We start from the raw sequence: 13,990 nt of genomic DNA on the forward strand, positions 1-13,990 counted from the left end.
GGGGCGGCAAGCCCCCGATTGCGCTTGGCATCGCGGGGCGGAACACCACATACAGGCCGCGACGCAAGGAGAGTGCGATAGTGGCGACATTGGGAATGACCGCCGAGGAACGCGAGGCGATCGAGCGGTTCAAGCGCGACGTGATCGAGCCGTCGATGACGAACCTCGTGATCCTCGATTTCTGGGCCGAATGGTGCGGGCCGTGCAAGCAGCTCACCCCGGTGCTGGAAAAGGTCGCCGCCGACCATGCCGATCGCGGCGTGCGGCTCGCCAAGATCAATGTCGACGAGGAACGCGCGATCGCCGCGCAGTTCCGCGTCCAGTCGATCCCCACAGTCTACGCCGTGTTCCAGGGCCAGATCGTTGCTGATCTGACGCCGGCGCGCACCGAAAGCCAGCTCGTCCGGATGCTCGACCAGCTCCTCGCCCAGCTTCCCGTGCAGGGTGAGGCGCAGGCGGCGGAGGCGGAGCTCGCGCCGCTGATCGAGATGGCCGAGGCGGTGCTGGCCGAGGGCGATGGCCCCCGCGCCGTCTCGATATTCGAGCAGCTCCGCGCGATGGCGCCCGACAAGCCCCAGGTGATCGCCGGGCTCGCCCGCGCGCTGATCGCCGACGGGCGCACCGACGATGCGCGCGTCGCGCTCGATGCGCTGCCCGAGGCGACGGCGGCCGATCCGGCCGTGCAGCGCGCCCGTTCCGCACTCGAGCTCGCCGCCGCCGCGCCTGCGGGTGCCGACACCGCGGCGCAGGAAGCGCGCGTAGCCGCCGATCCCGACGATCACGAGGCGCGCTTCGAGCTGGCCGGGGCGCTGATGGCGGCCGGCAATCGCGACACCGCGGCCGACCATCTGCTCGAGATCGTCCGCCGCGATCGCGAATGGAACGAGGGCGCGGCGCGCAAGCGCTTCCTGCAATTGCTCGAAGTCGTCGGCCTCGAAGATCCCTGGGCGGGCGCGCAGCGGCGGCGCCTTTCCGCGATCCTCTTCACCTGATGAGCCTGCTGCGCGTCCCCGTCTTCCCGCTGGCGGGCGCCTTGCTGTTCCCGCGCGCGCAACTTCCGCTGCACATCTTTGAGCCGCGCTACCGGGCGATGGTGCGCGACGCGATGGCGGGCGACCAGCTCATCGCGATGGTCCAGCCGCGCGACGCGAAGGACAAGCCGGGGCTGTTCCCCGTCGGCTGCATCGGCCGGATCGAGGCCTCCGAGGCGCTCGACGATGGCCGGTTCAACATCGTGCTGGAGGGGCTGACCCGCTTCCGCATCGCGCGCGAGGCCGAGGTCGAGACGCCGTATCGCCAGATCGACGCGGATCGATCCGCCTTCACCGCCGATGACGACGAGCCCGAGCCGCTCGCCATCTCGCTGCGCGCGGATCTGGAACAGGAATCGCGGCGCTATGCCGATGCGCTCGGCTATGCGGTCGATTGGGGCGCGGTCGCGCGGCTCGACGACGAGATGCTGGTCAACGGCATCGCCCAGATCGCGCCGTTCGACACCGGATCGAAGCAGGCGCTGATCGAAGCGCCGGACATCTCCCATCGCGCCGACCTCCTCGTCCAGTTCATGCAGTTCCAGCGCATGATGCCCGGCGGCGCCGACGGCCCCGCGACGCTGCAATGAGCATCGATCCCGCGCTGCTCGCCAAGCTCGTCTGCCCGCTGACGCGCACGCCGCTCCGGCACGAGGGCGACGAACTGATCTCCGACGCCGCCGGCCTCGCCTTCCCGATCCGCGACGGCGTGCCGGTGATGCTGGCCGAGGAAGCGCGTTCCTTAAGGTCCTCCCCCGGCAAGCCGGGGGAGGGGGACCGTCCGAAGGACGGTGGAGGGGTCTGCTGAGTCCGAGTTGCCCCTCCACCATGCTGCGCATGGTCCCCCTCCCCTGCGCTTTGCGCAGGGGAGGATCAGATCGGAAGCCCGCGTAGCAGCAGCGGCAGTTCGCCCGATTCGCCGCGGGCTTCGGCCATCAGCCGGTCCTTGAGCGGCCCGACGCGCTCGACGACGCCCATCCCGAACCGGCGCAAGACTGAGGCGGCGCGGCCCGGCACGCCGTAGAGCCGCGTCAGCCCGTCGGTCGCGGCGGCGACCATGAAAGTGTCGAGGCTCCGCCACCGCTCGTAGCGTTCGAGCAGCGCGGCATCGCCCAGGTCCATGCCGATGCGCGCACCCTCGACGATCACTTCGGCGAGCGCCGCGGCGTCGCGGAAGCCGAGGTTGAGCCCCTGGCCCGCGATCGGATGGATGCCGTGCGCCGCATCGCCGACCAGCGCCAGCCGTTCGCCGGTGATCGTCGCCGCATGGTGAAAGCCGAGCTTGTAGCTGAACCGCGGCGCCGTGATTTCGACCGCGCCGAGGAAGCCGCCCATCCGCTTCTCCACCTCCGCCGCCAGCGCTCGCGGCGGCAGGTCCATCACCGCCGGCCCGTCCTTGGCGGCCACCGACCAGACGATCGCCGAGCGGTGGCGCCCGTCCTCACCCGGCAGCATGGGCAGAATCGCGAATGGCCCGGCCGGGTAGAAGATCTCGTAAGCTGTGTTGCCGTGATCCGTCTCGTGCGTGACGGTGACGACGATCGCGGTATGATCGTAGCTCCAGCGCGCGAGCGGAATGTTCGCCGCCTCGCGCGTCGGCGACATGCGCCCTTCCGCCCCGACGATCAGCGGCGCCGCGATTGTGCGGCCGTCCGCCAGCGTCACCCGCGCGCCCGCGCCGTCGCGTACCACCTCGGCCGGACGTGCGGGCATCAGCAGCGTCAGATTCTCCGATGCGAGCGCGGTCTCGCGCAGCGCCGCGCGGATCAGCCGGTTCTCGAACATGATGCCGAGCGGGCGGTCGTCCTCGGGCGTCTCGAACAGGATCCCGCCGGGCCTGAGGCCATCGCTGACGCGGATCGCGCCGATCGCGCAGCCCATCCCCTCCAGCCGCGCGCCGACGCCGATCGCCTCGAGCATCCGCCACGATGCGCTCGCCACTGCCGTCGCGCGCCCGTCATAGGTCGGCGCAAGCTGGCTCGCAGGATCGGCCGGATCGACGACGATGGTCGAAACGCCGTGCCGGTCGAGCGCGATGGCAAGCGTGAGGCCGACGAGCCCGCCGCCGAGGATGATGACGTCCGCGCGTTCCATCGCTCCGGTCTAGCGATGCAGCGGAGCAACGCCAAGCGCCCGGCGACGCCATGACCGCCCGCCGCGCTTGACCGGGGAGTCCGCGAGGGCGCATGAGGTGGCCGGGGAACATAGCGGGCACGAGGACATGGCGACGGCGGCGCGATCCAGCCGACAGCAGCAGGAAGCGGCGAAGCGGCGCGCGGGGATAGACCGCGCGTTCCGCCGCACGGTCGCGCTGGTCGCCGGCGGCGGGCTCATCCTCGCCGCGCTGCTCGCCGCGCTGGCTCTGGTCAGCTATCACCCATCCGATCCCGCGTTCAACACGTCGGCCGCAGGGCCGGTGCGCAACTGGATCCTAGCGCCCGGCGCCTATGCTTCGGATCTGCTACTCAGCCTGTGGGGCCCCGCGATCGGCCTTGCGCTGCCGCTGGTGATGCTCATCGGCCTGCGCGTCGCCCGTTCCGCCGATGCAGGCAGCTGGCGCCGCGCGCTGCTCGTGACGCTCGCCGGCATCAGCCTGGTCGGCACCGCGGTCGCGCTGCTGTTCGGCGGTGCGGTCAACGGGCTTCCGGCGGGGTGGGGCGGCGCGTTCGGGCTGACCTTCGCCAAGCTCATCGAACTGGGCCTCGGCCTCATCGGCGAGCCCGGCATCGCCGAGCCCTTCCGCCTCGTCGTCGTCGGCTTGCTCGCGATCGCCGGCCTCTTTCTCTTCTACATGGGCCTCGGCCTCCGCGCCGAGGAGCGAGCTTGGATGGCCGCCCGCCGCGAACGCGCGCCGCGCCGCATCGCCGATCTCCGCGACGATCCGATCGAGGACGACTTCTTCGACGAGGAGGATGAGGCGGAGGATGCCGCGCCGCGCAAGCCGGTCATCGCCGCCAAGGACACACCGCGCACCGTCATCGCCGATCGGCCGCGGCAGCCCGACAAGACCCGCCGCCCGCAGCGCGAGCGCCAATCCTCGCTCGCGCTGGGCGATGCCTATACGCTGCCGACGCTCGACCTCCTCACCCCGCCGCCCGCGCAGCCGCAGGCGCGGCTCGACAAGGCCAGCCTCGAGCGCAACGCCCGCCTGCTCGAATCGGTGCTCGAGGATTTCTCGGTGAAGGGCGAGATCGTCGAGGTCCGCCCCGGCCCGGTGGTCACCATGTACGAACTCGAACCCGCGAGCGGCATCAAGGCGAGCCGCGTCATCCAGCTTGCCGACGACATCGCGCGCAACATGTCCGCGCTCTCTGCGCGCGTCGCCACCATCCCCGGCCGCAGCGTGATCGGCATCGAATTGCCCAACACCAAGCGCGAGATGGTGTCGCTGTCCGAACTGGTGTCGAGCGATGCGTTCGAGGATCAGGTCGCCTCGCTGCCGCTGATCCTCGGCAAGAATATCGCCGGCGATCCGGTGATCGCAGATCTCGCGCCGATGCCGCACCTGCTCGTCGCCGGCACCACCGGATCGGGCAAGTCGGTCGGGCTCAATTGCATGATCCTGTCGCTGCTCTACCGACTGACGCCCGAGCAGTGCCGGATGATCATGATCGACCCGAAGATGCTCGAACTCAGCGTCTATGACGACATTCCGCACCTCCTGTCGCCGGTCGTCACCGAGCCCGCGAAGGCGATCCGCGCGCTCAAATGGACCGTCGAGCAAATGGAGGAGCGCTACCGGATGATGGCGTCGGTGGGGGTACGCGCGCTTTCCAGCTTCAACGCCAAAGTCCGCGACGCGAAGGCGAAGGGGCAGACGCTCGGCCGCCGCGTGCAGACCGGCTACGATCAGGAAACCGGCCAGCCCAAATATGAGATGGAGGAGCTCGACTACGACGTGCTGCCGCAGATCGTGGTGGTGGTCGACGAGCTTGCCGATCTGATGATGACCGCGGGCAAGGAGGTCGAGTTCCTGATCCAGCGGCTGGCGCAGAAGGCGCGCGCGGCCGGCATCCACCTCATCATGGCGACGCAGCGCCCCTCGGTGGATGTCATCACCGGCGTCATCAAGGCGAACCTGCCGACGCGGATCAGCTTCGCCGTCACCTCCAAGATCGATTCGCGCACGATCCTGGGCGAGCAGGGCGCCGAGCAGCTCCTCGGCAAGGGCGACATGCTCTACATGCCTGGCGGCAAGCAGATCGCACGCGTCCACGGCCCGTTCGTCTCCGACGAGGAGGTGCGCGCCGTCGCCGAACATTGGCGCGGCCAGGGCCATCCCGAATATGTGATGGCGGTGACCGAGGAGCCGGAGGACGGCGGCTATATGTTCGAAGGCCAGCCGGTCGGCGACGACGACCCCGAGGCGCAGCTCTACCGCAAGGCCGTGCAGACCGTGGCGGAGAGCCAGAAGGCGTCCACTTCCTACCTCCAGCGCCAGCTCCGCGTCGGCTACAACAATGCCGCGCGGCTGATCGAGCGGATGGAGAAAGAAGGCAAGGTCAGCGCCCCCGACCACGTCGGCCGCCGCGAAGTGCTGATCGACCCCGAGGGACATCCGATCTGAACCCCGCGGAACCGTGGGGGTTCAGTGGGCATTCAACCCGGATTGCTAGACACGCCCCCGTAACAGTTCGGAGACGATGATGACGCGCAGCGTTTCGCGCACCCTTTTCCTGGCCGCCGCAGCGGCGGTGCTGAGCGTGCCCGTCGCGGCGCAGCAGACGTCGCCGCTGGCGCAGGCGCAGGGCCATCTGAAGGCGGTCGATACGATGACCGCCGATTTCGCGCAGACCGGCCGCAACGGCCGCACGCTGACTGGCACCATCACCATGAAGCGGCCGGGCCGCGTCCGCTTCGAATATGCCAAGGGCATCCCGATGCTGATCGTCGGTGACGGCAAGGCGCTGACCTTCATCGATTATGAGGTGAAGCAGGTGTCGCGCTGGCCGATCGGCACCTCGCCGCTCTCGGTGCTGCTCAACCCCGACAAGGATCTGCGCGGCGTCGCCAAGGTGACGCGCAACGACAGCCAGGTGCTTCTGGTCGAGGCGAAGGACCGTCAGCGGCCCGAATTCGGAACCATTACCATCGCTTTCGCCAAGGTGCCGAGCGCGCCGCAGGGGCTGATGCTGCAGGGCTGGACGACGATCGACGCGCAGAACAATCGCTCGACGATCAAGCTCACCAACCAGCGATTCAACGTCGCAGTGGCCGATTCCGCCTTCCGCTGGACCGACCCGCGGCCCAACCGTGGCCCGCGCGGCTGATTTTTCGGTTTCTGAACGAAATTGTTAACGCCATTCATCGGCGCGACAGGAAAATGGGCCTAATAGGAGGGCTGCAATTGCAGGGCTTGTAACCGGGTTTTCCCCCTGTTTCCCGACCGGGCTCCTGCAATTGACCTCGCGTAGCAAACGCTAGGTTGGCCCTCGCTCCACGCCCCCGGAGCGGGGGCCTTACCTTTTTGGGGCCGCGCGGCTACATCGCCCCCATGTCCCGCCCCGATCCGCAATCCAACCTGAAGATCGCATCCTGGAACATAAATTCGGTGCGCGCGCGCGCCGGGATCGTCGAGCAATTCCTTCGCACCGAGCAGCCCGACATCCTATGCCTCCAGGAAACGAAGGTGATGGACGACGCCTTCCCGCGCGATCTGTTCCAGCGGCTCGGCTACAAGCACATGGTGCTGTGCGGGCAGCGGATGCACCACGGCGTCGCGATCCTTAGCCGCCTACCGCTCGCCAATGTCGACAAGCATGACTGGCAGGCGAATGGCGAGGCGCGACATGTCGGCGTCGATCTCGAATGCGGGATCCGGCTGGAAAATGTCTATATCCCCGCCGGCGGCGACATCCCCGATCGCGCGCTCAACCCCAAGTTCGGCCAAAAGCTCGACTTCCTCGAACGGATGACGCGCTGGTCGGAGACGACAAAGCGGCCGACCATCATGGTCGGCGATTTCAACGTCGCGCCGCTCGAATGCGATGTCTGGAGCCACAAGGCGCTGATCAACGTCGTCAGTCACACGCCTGTCGAGGTCGCGGCGCTGACCGGGCTGCAGCAGAGCAACGAATGGGTCGATCTCGGCCGCCACTTCCACCCCGCGCCAGGGCGGCTTCACACCTGGTGGAGCTATCGCTCGCCCGACTGGACGCGCAACGATCGCGGCCGCCGGCTCGATCATATGTGGGCGACCAAGGATGTCGCCGCGACTGCGGTGCGCCATGCCGTCCATGAAAGCTGCCGGAGCTGGGAGCGGCCGTCCGATCACATCCCGCTCGTCACCGAGTTCAACGTGTGAGCGATCCGCGCGCCGTCGCCCGCGCGGTCGATGCGCTGCGGCGCGGCTGGCCCGTGGCGGTGGACGGGCTCTCCGTGCTGGCGATCGAGACGGCCGACGACGGCGGCCTCGCATCCTTCGATGCCGAGACGCCGGCCGATCTCCTCATCTCGGGCAATCGCGCGGCGACGCTGAAGCTGGCCAACCAGCGGGAGGGGACGCCGACCGGCCCGGTGCGGATCGCGCGTGCGCCGTGGATCGACCTCGCCGCCGCGACCGCGATCGCCGATCCGCAGCGCGACCTTGCAACGCCGCTCAAGGGTCCATTCCGCACGATGCCCGCCGCCCCGGAATCGAACGCGGCGCTTCGCCTCGCCCGGCTTGCGGGGCTGCTGCCAGCGCTGTTCGTCGGCGGCGCCGGCAGCGAGGCGGCAGTCGGGGCCGATGACGTCATGGCGTATCGTGAGGCGGATCATCTGCGCATCGCCTCGCGCGCGCGCCTCCCCGTCGCGGTGGCGGAGACGGCGGAGATCGTCGCTTTCCGCTCGGTCGGCGATGCGGCCGAACATGTCGCGCTGCTGATCGGATCGCCAAGCGGCTCTCCGCCGCTCGTCCGCCTGCACAGCGAGTGCCTCACCGGCGACGCGCTCGGCAGTCTCAAATGCGATTGCGGGCCGCAGCTTCGCCACGCGCTCGCCGCGATGGCGGACGGCGGCTGGGGCATCCTCCTCTACCTCCGCCAGGAGGGGCGCGGCATCGGCCTGGTCAACAAGCTGCGCGCCTATGCGCTGCAGGATCAGGGGTTCGACACCGTCGACGCCAACCTCCGCCTGGGCTTCGGCGACGACGAGCGCGATTTCTCGGTCGCCGCCGCGATGCTCGGCCTGCTCGGTCAAAACCGCATCCGCCTACTCACCAACAACCCGCGCAAGGTGGCAGGTCTGGAAGCCGAAGGCATCGCGATCCCCGAACGCGTCCCCCTCGCCATCCCGCCCAACCCGCACAACAGCGCCTATCTCGACGCCAAACGGCGAAAGAGCGGGCATCAGCTCTGAGTTCCCGGCGCACGCCGGGGCCCACTCTCGGCGTTATCCGGCGGCCGGGCTCCGGCTTTCGCCGGAGATCAGAAAGGTCGCAACCTCATCGAAGCTGTGGGCGATTTGCTGGACGCCGAGAGAGCGGAGCATGTCGGCGTGGTCGGGGGCGCAGTGGGTGCCTGCGCAGAGGCCCACCACCGTCGCGCCGGACGCGACCGCGCCTTTCGCGCCGACCGCCGAATCCTCGATGATGAGGCAGCGCTCGATCGGAACGTCCATCGCCGCGGCGGCGTGAAGATAGATGTCGGGCGCGGGCTTGCCGTTGGCGACATGCTCGCGGCCGCTGAAGATCATCGGCTCGAACGCGTCGCGGAGGCCGAGGTGATCGAGATGTGCGCGGATCCATGCGCTCGAGCTCGATGAGGCGATGGCGCGGGGGAGGTCAGCAGGCAGCGAACGCACAAAGGCGATCGCGCCCGCGACTTCGGTCAGCCCTTCCCTCATCGCGCGCTGGTCCTCCGCGTCCCGCGCCTCGGCGAAACCCGCGGGGAGCGGCGCATCAATCCAGCGCTCGACCGCCGCGACGAAGGCGTCGCCCGCGAGGCCGGTAAAGTGCCTGAGCGCATCCTCCACCCGCGTCGGATGCCCGGCTTCGGTGAGGAAGGCCGCCATCTGCGCGTTGCCGGCATATTCGCTTTCGAGCAGCACGCCGTCGAAGTCAAAAATCAAGCCTTCGAAGGTCAATCGCGCGCTCCGAACAGAGCGGTGCCGACGCGGACGTGGGTGGCGCCGATCGCCACCGCGGTCTCGTAATCGGCCGACATGCCCATGCTGAGCCCGGCGACGCCATGCCGCCGTGCGAGCTTGGCCATCAGCGCGAAGTAAGGCGCGGGCTCGACGTCGGCCGGGGGCAGGCACATCAGCCCGGCGACCGGCAGGCCGGCAGTGCGCGCCGCTTCGATCAGCGCCGGCAGATCGGCGACCGCGCAGCCGCCTTTCTGCGGCTCGTCACCGATATTCACCTGGAGGAAGCAATCCGTCCGCCGCCCCGCCTTGTCCATCGCCTTCGCCAGCGCCGCGACGAGCGACGGGCGATCGACCGAATGGATCGCGTCGAACAGCGCCACCGCCTCGTCCGCCTTGTTGGACTGGAGCCGGCCGATGAGGTGGAGCCGGACATCGGGATGCGCAGCGCGAAGCTGCGGCCACTTCTCCGCCGCCTCCTGCACTCTATTCTCGCCGAACACGCGCTGGCCGGCGGCGATCAGCGGCGCGATCGCATCGGCGCCCTGCGTCTTCGAGACCGCGATCAGAGTCACGCCGGCCGGATCGCGCCCCGCCGTCTTCGCGGCGCGTGCGATCCGCGCCCGCACGTCCTCCAGCCTTGCCGATGCGTCATCCATCGGCGCTGCTATAGAAAGCGTCATGCCCCGCCGCCACCCTCTGCCGAAACGCTGGCTGATGACCGACGAACGGCTGGGCGGCGCTTTGCTCGAAATCGTCGCGAGCTTGCCGCCGGGCAGCGGCATCGTCTTCCGCCATTACAGCCTCGCGCCGGTCGAGAGACGCACGCTGTTCGATCGCGTCCGCGCCGCCGCGGGCGATGCCGTGCTGCTGCTTGCCGGGCCGGACGCGCTCGCCGCCGAATGGGGCGCGGACGGAAGTCACAATCGGGATAGCCAGCGGCGCGGCGAAGGATGGCGCAGCGCGCCGGTCCACGCGCTGGAAGATTTGCGCGCCGCTGAGGCGGCCGGTGCGGACTTCGTTTTCCTCTCCCCGCTGTTCGCAACGCGCTCGCATCCCGGCGCCGCTCCGCTAGGCCCCGAGCGTTTCGCTGAGATTGCGCGCGAGGCCGAACAGCCGGTTATCGCGCTCGGCGGGATGAACGAAGACCGGGGCCGCGAGGCGGAAGCGCTGGGGGCTTATGGCTGGGCGGGGATCGACGCGTTCGCGGCGCGGCCGATGCGGTGAAGCCCGGCGCCATGCGCCTTGAGCCAGGCGCGCGCCTCGCGAGAATCGCCCTCGAACAGATCGGCGACGAGCGCGTGGAAGTCGGGCCCGTGATGCATATGTATGCGATGCGCCACTTCGTGGGCCACCGTCGCGCGGCGAACGCGATCGGGCATCAGAATCAACCGCCAGCTATAGCGGATCGCGCCCGATGAGGAGCAGCTTCCCCAACGCGAAACGGAATCGCCAACACCGACGCGGCTCACGGCCACGCCGGCCGCGCGCGCATAATCATGCGTTTCCTCGGTCAGCACCGCCAGTGCCTCGCGCTTCAGCCAGCGCAGCAGCCGCGCCTCCAGATTGTCGCGCGGACCGCTGACCGCGATGCGCCCGTCCGTCGCCGCGATCTTGCGCGATCGTCCCTCGCTCCAGTCGATGATGTGCGGCGTGCCGCGCAACGGGATATCGGTTCCCGGCGTCAGCGCGATCGCCGGTGGCACGCGCGCCACCGCCGCGTCGATCCAGCCGCGCTGGCTGTCCGCCCAGGCCATCGCCCGCCGCGCCGAGACGCGACGCGGATAGGTGAGTACCACGCCGCCGGTGCGCGGATCGACGCTCAGCCGCATCACCCGCGCCCGCGCGCTCGGTCGCAGGACCAGATCAGAGTTCGCGGTCGACGACATGATCCTCGAGATCGCCGACATCGACCTCGCTCACCGTCCAGCCACGCACCGATTCGCCCGCGCGGTGCACCGCCTCGCGGTCGCCCGAGACGAGATAATGCCAATCGGGCAGCGGCTCGCCCGCCGCACGCAGGCGATAGGCGCAGGTCTTCGGCAGCCAATCGTAGGTGGAAAGCGTCGTGCGGGTCAGCGTGATACAGTCGGGGACGTGTGCCTTGCGGCGTCTGTAATCGCCACACTGCCCGCTCCGCCGGTCGAGCAGCTTGCACGCGACGTTGGTGGGGAAGACGTCGCCGGTGGTGTCGTCCTCCAGCTTGTGAAGGCAGCATTTGCCGCAGCCGTCGCACAGCGCCTCCCACTCGGCGCGGTCGAGCGATGCCAGCGGCTTTTCCCAGAAGTTCATTCCACCCAGCGTTGCAGTTCGGCAGCCACCGCCCCCGGCCCCTTGTCGTGTGGCAGCATCGCGATCGGCTCGCCCTCCGGCCCCATCAGCAGCGCGATATTGGTGTGATCGACGAGATAATCCTTCGCCGCCGGATCGCCCGATCGCGCGAAATAGACGCCGAATTCCTTGGCGCTCGCGGCGAGCTGCTCGGGCGTGCCGGTGAGGCCGATGAAGCGCGGGTGGAAATTTGCGACGAACTCCTTGATCACCGCCGGCGTGTCGCGCTCCGGATCGACCGAGATGAAGATCGGCTGCACCTTGGCGGCGCGCGCGGCGTCGGTCTTCTCGAACATCTTGAGGCCCTGCCCCAGCGCCTGCATGTCGACCGGGCAGACGTCCGGGCAATAGGTGTAGCCGAAATAGACGATGCGGTACTTGCCCTTGAAATCGCTGTCGCGGACGGTCTGCCCGTCCTGGTTGACCAGCGTAAACGGCCCGCCGACACGCGCGCCCTTCAGCGGCGGATCACCCCGCTCGGAAGCACCGGAGCAGGCGGAAAGCAGCAGCGCGAAGAGCAGCGCCAGCATGGCGAAGGGGCGATAATCGTTCATGGTGCCGCCAGCCATGCTTTGCTAGATGCGCGGGATCAAGTCGCGATTGTTGGGGAAGTTCATCGTGAAGACCGGGTATTTCCGCGGCGCGCTCGCCGGCCTCCTGCTCGCGTCCGGGCTGATGCCCGCCGCCGTTTCGGCGCAAAGCTATTCGGACGGGTTCAAGTTCATCGAGGCGGTGAAGAAGCGCAAGGGCGAGGAGGCCGAATCACTCGTTCGCCAGCCCGGCTCCACCGTGCTCACCGCGCGCGACGGCAGCGGCAATGGCGCACTTCACCTGCTGGTGCGCGACAAGGATTATACCTGGACGTCGTTCATGCTCGGCAAGGGCGCCAATCCCAACATGCAGGACCGCGAAGGCAACACCGCGCTGGCGCTCGCCGCGCAGGTCGGCTGGGTCGACGGCGCGCAACTCCTGCTTTCCAACCGCGCCTCGGTCGACGGGCCCAACCAGCGCGGCGAGACGCCGCTGATCCTGGCGGTCCACAACCGCGATCTCGCGATGGTGCGGCTGCTGCTCGCCGCCGGCGCCAACCCCAAGCGCACCGACAGCATCGCGGGCTATTCGGCGATCGACTATGCCAAGCGCGACGGCCGCGCCGCGGCGATAGTCCGCGAGCTCGAATCGCCCGCGGCCAAGCCCAAGACTCAGGTCGGCCCGGTCTTCTGATTCTCAGTCGAGGCCGTCGAGCCCTGGATCGAGCACCCCCGCCATCCGCCGCGCGGCGCGGCGGGCGAAGCGCAATGTCTCCGCCTTGCGCCGCGCGGGCGCGAGCTTCCTGAGCGGCGCATCGCGGATCACCGCCGCGTCGTAGCGATCGGCGACGAGCAGCCCCGAAACCTCCGGCCCCAGCGCCGCGCCGTCGAAATCGGCAAGGCCGAACCCCGCCGGCACCGCCCAGAAGAAGCGGTCGCAATAATCGAGATATTCGGGCCATTTGTGATCGCCCATAAGGTCCGCGCGCGAAACCTTGATCTCAACGATGGTGAGCAGCCCCTGGCCGCAGATCGCCATCATGTCCGCGCGCCGGCCGTTGGGCAGCGGCACCTCGCACAGCGCGTGGATATCCTGCCGGAAGAACAGCCGCGTCACCCCGCGCGCGACATCCCGCGCGATCGGCGGCTCGTCGGCGAAGCAATCGGGCGAAATGGCGTGGGGCTGGCTGGCCATGCCGCTTCATAGAATGAAACGGGAACGAACGAAAGCCGCCGCGGCAAGGCCGGCGACGGCTTTCGAGGTTGGAAACGGCCTTGGGGTGGGGGGAGGTCGGCCGCTTCCAGGGGGCTGGTTCAGCGGTAGAAGATGTGGTTGCCGATCGTCCCGACGCGCTTCAGGTTGCGCCAGCCGGGCGACACGTAGCGGGCGTGGAAGAACATCGCGTCGGCGCCCGCGCTCTCGGCGAGATCGTCCTCCGCGATCCGCGCGATCGCCACGGCCTTGCGCCAGGCATTGCTCGCCTTCGGGATCGACGGGATCTGGCCGCCGCGGACGAACGAGAATTGCCCGCGCTGCTTGACGACGCCGCAATAAGAGGTGGGGAAACGCCCCGAGCCTGCGCGATTGATGATCACTTCGGCGACGGCGAGCTGGCCTTCCAGGGGCTCGCCCTTCGATTCGAAATAGACCGCGCCGGCGAGACATTCGAGATCGTCGCTGCCGAGCTCGGTCGCGCCATGTTCTTCGACCAGCGATGCGAGCGAGGCCATCTTGCCGCCCGGGTTCGCGCCGTTGAGCGCGCCGCGCTCGTCTCCGCCGATCGCCGCCACCGCATGCTGCGCGACGGGCGTTGAGAAGTCGACGTCGTGGGAAAGGATCCGCTCGGCATCGGCCGTCTGCACCTGCGGCGCGGCGTCATCGATGGTGGCGGTAGCGTGGTCGATGTAGCGCGACGTGATCGGCGCGACATCGGTATCGAGGGCTTGCGACGGATCGGCGTAGGCGACCCCTGCGGCAAGCGTCAAAATCGCCGCGGCAAAGCCCGCGACGCGAAAATTCCTGGACATTCACTG

At 68.9% G+C, this 13,990-nt stretch carries 16 protein-coding genes and 1 pseudogene; 9 read left to right on the plus strand and 8 right to left on the minus strand.

The features are described from left to right. Positions 1–95 precede the first annotated feature (95 nt). The 3 genes and pseudogenes from B9N75_RS05405 to B9N75_RS05415 form a co-directional block, all read left to right on the plus strand. On the plus strand, positions 96–992 hold the full coding sequence (locus B9N75_RS05405) for a tetratricopeptide repeat protein (protein ID WP_085217872.1): 897 nt from the start codon (positions 96–98) through the stop codon (positions 990–992). Continuing rightward, positions 992–1,621 carry an LON peptidase substrate-binding domain-containing protein gene (locus B9N75_RS05410; protein WP_085217873.1) on the plus strand — a complete coding sequence of 210 codons (630 nt, stop codon included), beginning with the start codon at positions 992–994 and terminating at the stop codon, positions 1,619–1,621. The genes B9N75_RS05405 and B9N75_RS05410 overlap by 1 nt, the downstream gene beginning before the upstream one ends. Beyond that, positions 1,618–1,776 (plus strand): annotated as a pseudogene (locus B9N75_RS05415) (Trm112 family protein); the annotation flags it as partial. The gene B9N75_RS05410 and the pseudogene B9N75_RS05415, both read left to right, overlap by 4 nt. Positions 1,777–1,904: 128 nt before the next feature. Here B9N75_RS05415 and B9N75_RS05420 read toward each other — a convergent pair. Then, complete coding sequence (locus tag B9N75_RS05420) at positions 1,905–3,125, minus strand: FAD-dependent monooxygenase (RefSeq protein ID WP_085217875.1); 1,221 nt, start codon at positions 3,123–3,125, stop codon at positions 1,905–1,907. Positions 3,126–3,252: 127 nt separating this feature from the next. On the opposite strand from B9N75_RS05420, the gene B9N75_RS05425 reads away from it, so the two are divergent. The 4 genes from B9N75_RS05425 (at position 3,253) to ribA (ending at position 8,369) form a co-directional block, all read left to right on the plus strand. Next, on the plus strand, positions 3,253–5,598 hold the full coding sequence (locus tag B9N75_RS05425) for an FtsK/SpoIIIE family DNA translocase (RefSeq protein ID WP_085217876.1): 2,346 nt from the start codon (positions 3,253–3,255) through the stop codon (positions 5,596–5,598). A gap of 76 nt (positions 5,599–5,674) precedes the next feature. After that, positions 5,675–6,301, plus strand: coding sequence for a LolA family protein (locus B9N75_RS05430; protein WP_244552441.1), 627 nt, complete (start codon positions 5,675–5,677; stop codon positions 6,299–6,301). A gap of 224 nt (positions 6,302–6,525) precedes the next feature. After that, entirely contained in the window at positions 6,526–7,335 is an 810-nt protein-coding gene (locus tag B9N75_RS05435; RefSeq protein ID WP_085217877.1) for an exodeoxyribonuclease III, read from the plus strand. Next, positions 7,332–8,369, plus strand: coding sequence for a GTP cyclohydrolase II (gene ribA, locus B9N75_RS05440; RefSeq protein ID WP_085217878.1), 1,038 nt, complete (start codon positions 7,332–7,334; stop codon positions 8,367–8,369). Before B9N75_RS05435 ends, ribA begins: the two co-directional genes overlap by 4 nt. A gap of 33 nt (positions 8,370–8,402) precedes the next feature. Here ribA and B9N75_RS05445 read toward each other — a convergent pair whose 3' ends face one another. Together B9N75_RS05445 and B9N75_RS05450 are read right to left on the minus strand one after the other, a co-directional pair. Then, positions 8,403–9,095 carry an HAD family hydrolase gene (locus tag B9N75_RS05445; RefSeq protein ID WP_085217879.1) on the minus strand — a complete coding sequence of 231 codons (693 nt, stop codon included), beginning with the start codon at positions 9,093–9,095 and terminating at the stop codon, positions 8,403–8,405. Continuing rightward, positions 9,092–9,754 (minus strand): YggS family pyridoxal phosphate-dependent enzyme, encoded by a 663-nt coding sequence (locus B9N75_RS05450; protein ID WP_244552442.1) that lies wholly within the window; start codon positions 9,752–9,754, stop codon positions 9,092–9,094. Before B9N75_RS05450 ends, B9N75_RS05445 begins: the two co-directional genes overlap by 4 nt. A 22-nt stretch (positions 9,755–9,776) precedes the next feature. Here B9N75_RS05450 and B9N75_RS05455 point away from each other — a divergent pair, with 22 nt between their 5' ends. Continuing rightward, the gene (locus tag B9N75_RS05455) at positions 9,777–10,322 is read left to right on the plus strand and encodes a thiamine phosphate synthase (protein ID WP_085217881.1); all 546 of its coding nucleotides are present in this window, start codon (positions 9,777–9,779) and stop codon (positions 10,320–10,322) included. Here the strand turns inward: B9N75_RS05455 and B9N75_RS05460 are convergent. The 3 genes from B9N75_RS05460 to B9N75_RS05470 are packed head-to-tail and all read right to left on the minus strand — an operon-like array spanning position 10,274 to position 11,995. Then, the gene (locus tag B9N75_RS05460; protein WP_244552443.1) at positions 10,274–10,984 is read right to left on the minus strand and encodes a M48 family metallopeptidase; all 711 of its coding nucleotides are present in this window, start codon (positions 10,982–10,984) and stop codon (positions 10,274–10,276) included. The genes B9N75_RS05455 and B9N75_RS05460 overlap by 49 nt on opposite strands. Continuing rightward, positions 10,962–11,387, minus strand: a complete 426-nt coding sequence (locus B9N75_RS05465) for a YcgN family cysteine cluster protein (RefSeq protein ID WP_085217882.1) — start codon at positions 11,385–11,387, stop codon at positions 10,962–10,964. The genes B9N75_RS05460 and B9N75_RS05465 overlap by 23 nt, the downstream gene beginning before the upstream one ends. Next, positions 11,384–11,995: an SCO family protein gene (locus tag B9N75_RS05470; protein ID WP_244552444.1), complete on the minus strand. Its 612-nt coding sequence runs from the start codon at positions 11,993–11,995 to the stop codon at positions 11,384–11,386. The genes B9N75_RS05465 and B9N75_RS05470 overlap by 4 nt, the downstream gene beginning before the upstream one ends. A 49-nt stretch (positions 11,996–12,044) precedes the next feature. Here B9N75_RS05470 and B9N75_RS05475 point away from each other — a divergent pair, with 49 nt between their 5' ends. After that, positions 12,045–12,650 (plus strand): ankyrin repeat domain-containing protein, encoded by a 606-nt coding sequence (locus B9N75_RS05475; protein ID WP_244552445.1) that lies wholly within the window; start codon positions 12,045–12,047, stop codon positions 12,648–12,650. A gap of 3 nt (positions 12,651–12,653) precedes the next feature. Here B9N75_RS05475 and B9N75_RS05480 read toward each other — a convergent pair whose 3' ends face one another. After that, on the minus strand, positions 12,654–13,151 hold the full coding sequence (locus tag B9N75_RS05480; protein ID WP_085217884.1) for an MmcB family DNA repair protein: 498 nt from the start codon (positions 13,149–13,151) through the stop codon (positions 12,654–12,656). A gap of 119 nt (positions 13,152–13,270) precedes the next feature. Beyond that, positions 13,271–13,984 (minus strand): cell wall hydrolase, encoded by a 714-nt coding sequence (locus B9N75_RS14340; RefSeq protein WP_244552446.1) that lies wholly within the window; start codon positions 13,982–13,984, stop codon positions 13,271–13,273. Positions 13,985–13,990: the final 6 nt, after the last annotated feature.

Source organism: Allosphingosinicella indica (assembly GCF_900177405.1).
In the GTDB taxonomy this organism is placed as follows: Bacteria; Pseudomonadota; Alphaproteobacteria; order Sphingomonadales; family Sphingomonadaceae; genus Allosphingosinicella; species Allosphingosinicella indica.

Bases quoted from the DNA above. Each gene is read 5' to 3' on its own strand.
- B9N75_RS05405 (WP_085217872.1), top strand. From the start codon at position 96: ATGACCGCCGAGGAACGCGAGGCGATCGAGCGGTTCAAGCGCGACGTG.
- B9N75_RS05410 (WP_085217873.1), top strand. From the start codon at position 992: ATGAGCCTGCTGCGCGTCCCCGTCTTCCCGCTGGCGGGCGCCTTGCTG.
- B9N75_RS05420 (WP_085217875.1), bottom strand. From the start codon at position 3,125: ATGGAACGCGCGGACGTCATCATCCTCGGCGGCGGGCTCGTCGGCCTC.
- B9N75_RS05425 (WP_085217876.1), top strand. From the start codon at position 3,253: ATGGCGACGGCGGCGCGATCCAGCCGACAGCAGCAGGAAGCGGCGAAG.
- B9N75_RS05430 (WP_244552441.1), top strand. From the start codon at position 5,675: ATGATGACGCGCAGCGTTTCGCGCACCCTTTTCCTGGCCGCCGCAGCG.
- B9N75_RS05435 (WP_085217877.1), top strand. From the start codon at position 6,526: ATGTCCCGCCCCGATCCGCAATCCAACCTGAAGATCGCATCCTGGAAC.
- B9N75_RS05450 (WP_244552442.1), bottom strand. From the start codon at position 9,754: ATGGATGACGCATCGGCAAGGCTGGAGGACGTGCGGGCGCGGATCGCA.
- B9N75_RS05455 (WP_085217881.1), top strand. From the start codon at position 9,777: ATGCCCCGCCGCCACCCTCTGCCGAAACGCTGGCTGATGACCGACGAA.
- B9N75_RS05460 (WP_244552443.1), bottom strand. From the start codon at position 10,984: ATGTCGTCGACCGCGAACTCTGATCTGGTCCTGCGACCGAGCGCGCGG.
- B9N75_RS05465 (WP_085217882.1), bottom strand. From the start codon at position 11,387: ATGAACTTCTGGGAAAAGCCGCTGGCATCGCTCGACCGCGCCGAGTGG.
- B9N75_RS05470 (WP_244552444.1), bottom strand. From the start codon at position 11,995: ATGGCTGGCGGCACCATGAACGATTATCGCCCCTTCGCCATGCTGGCG.
- B9N75_RS05480 (WP_085217884.1), bottom strand. From the start codon at position 13,151: ATGGCCAGCCAGCCCCACGCCATTTCGCCCGATTGCTTCGCCGACGAG.
- B9N75_RS14340 (WP_244552446.1), bottom strand. From the start codon at position 13,984: ATGTCCAGGAATTTTCGCGTCGCGGGCTTTGCCGCGGCGATTTTGACG.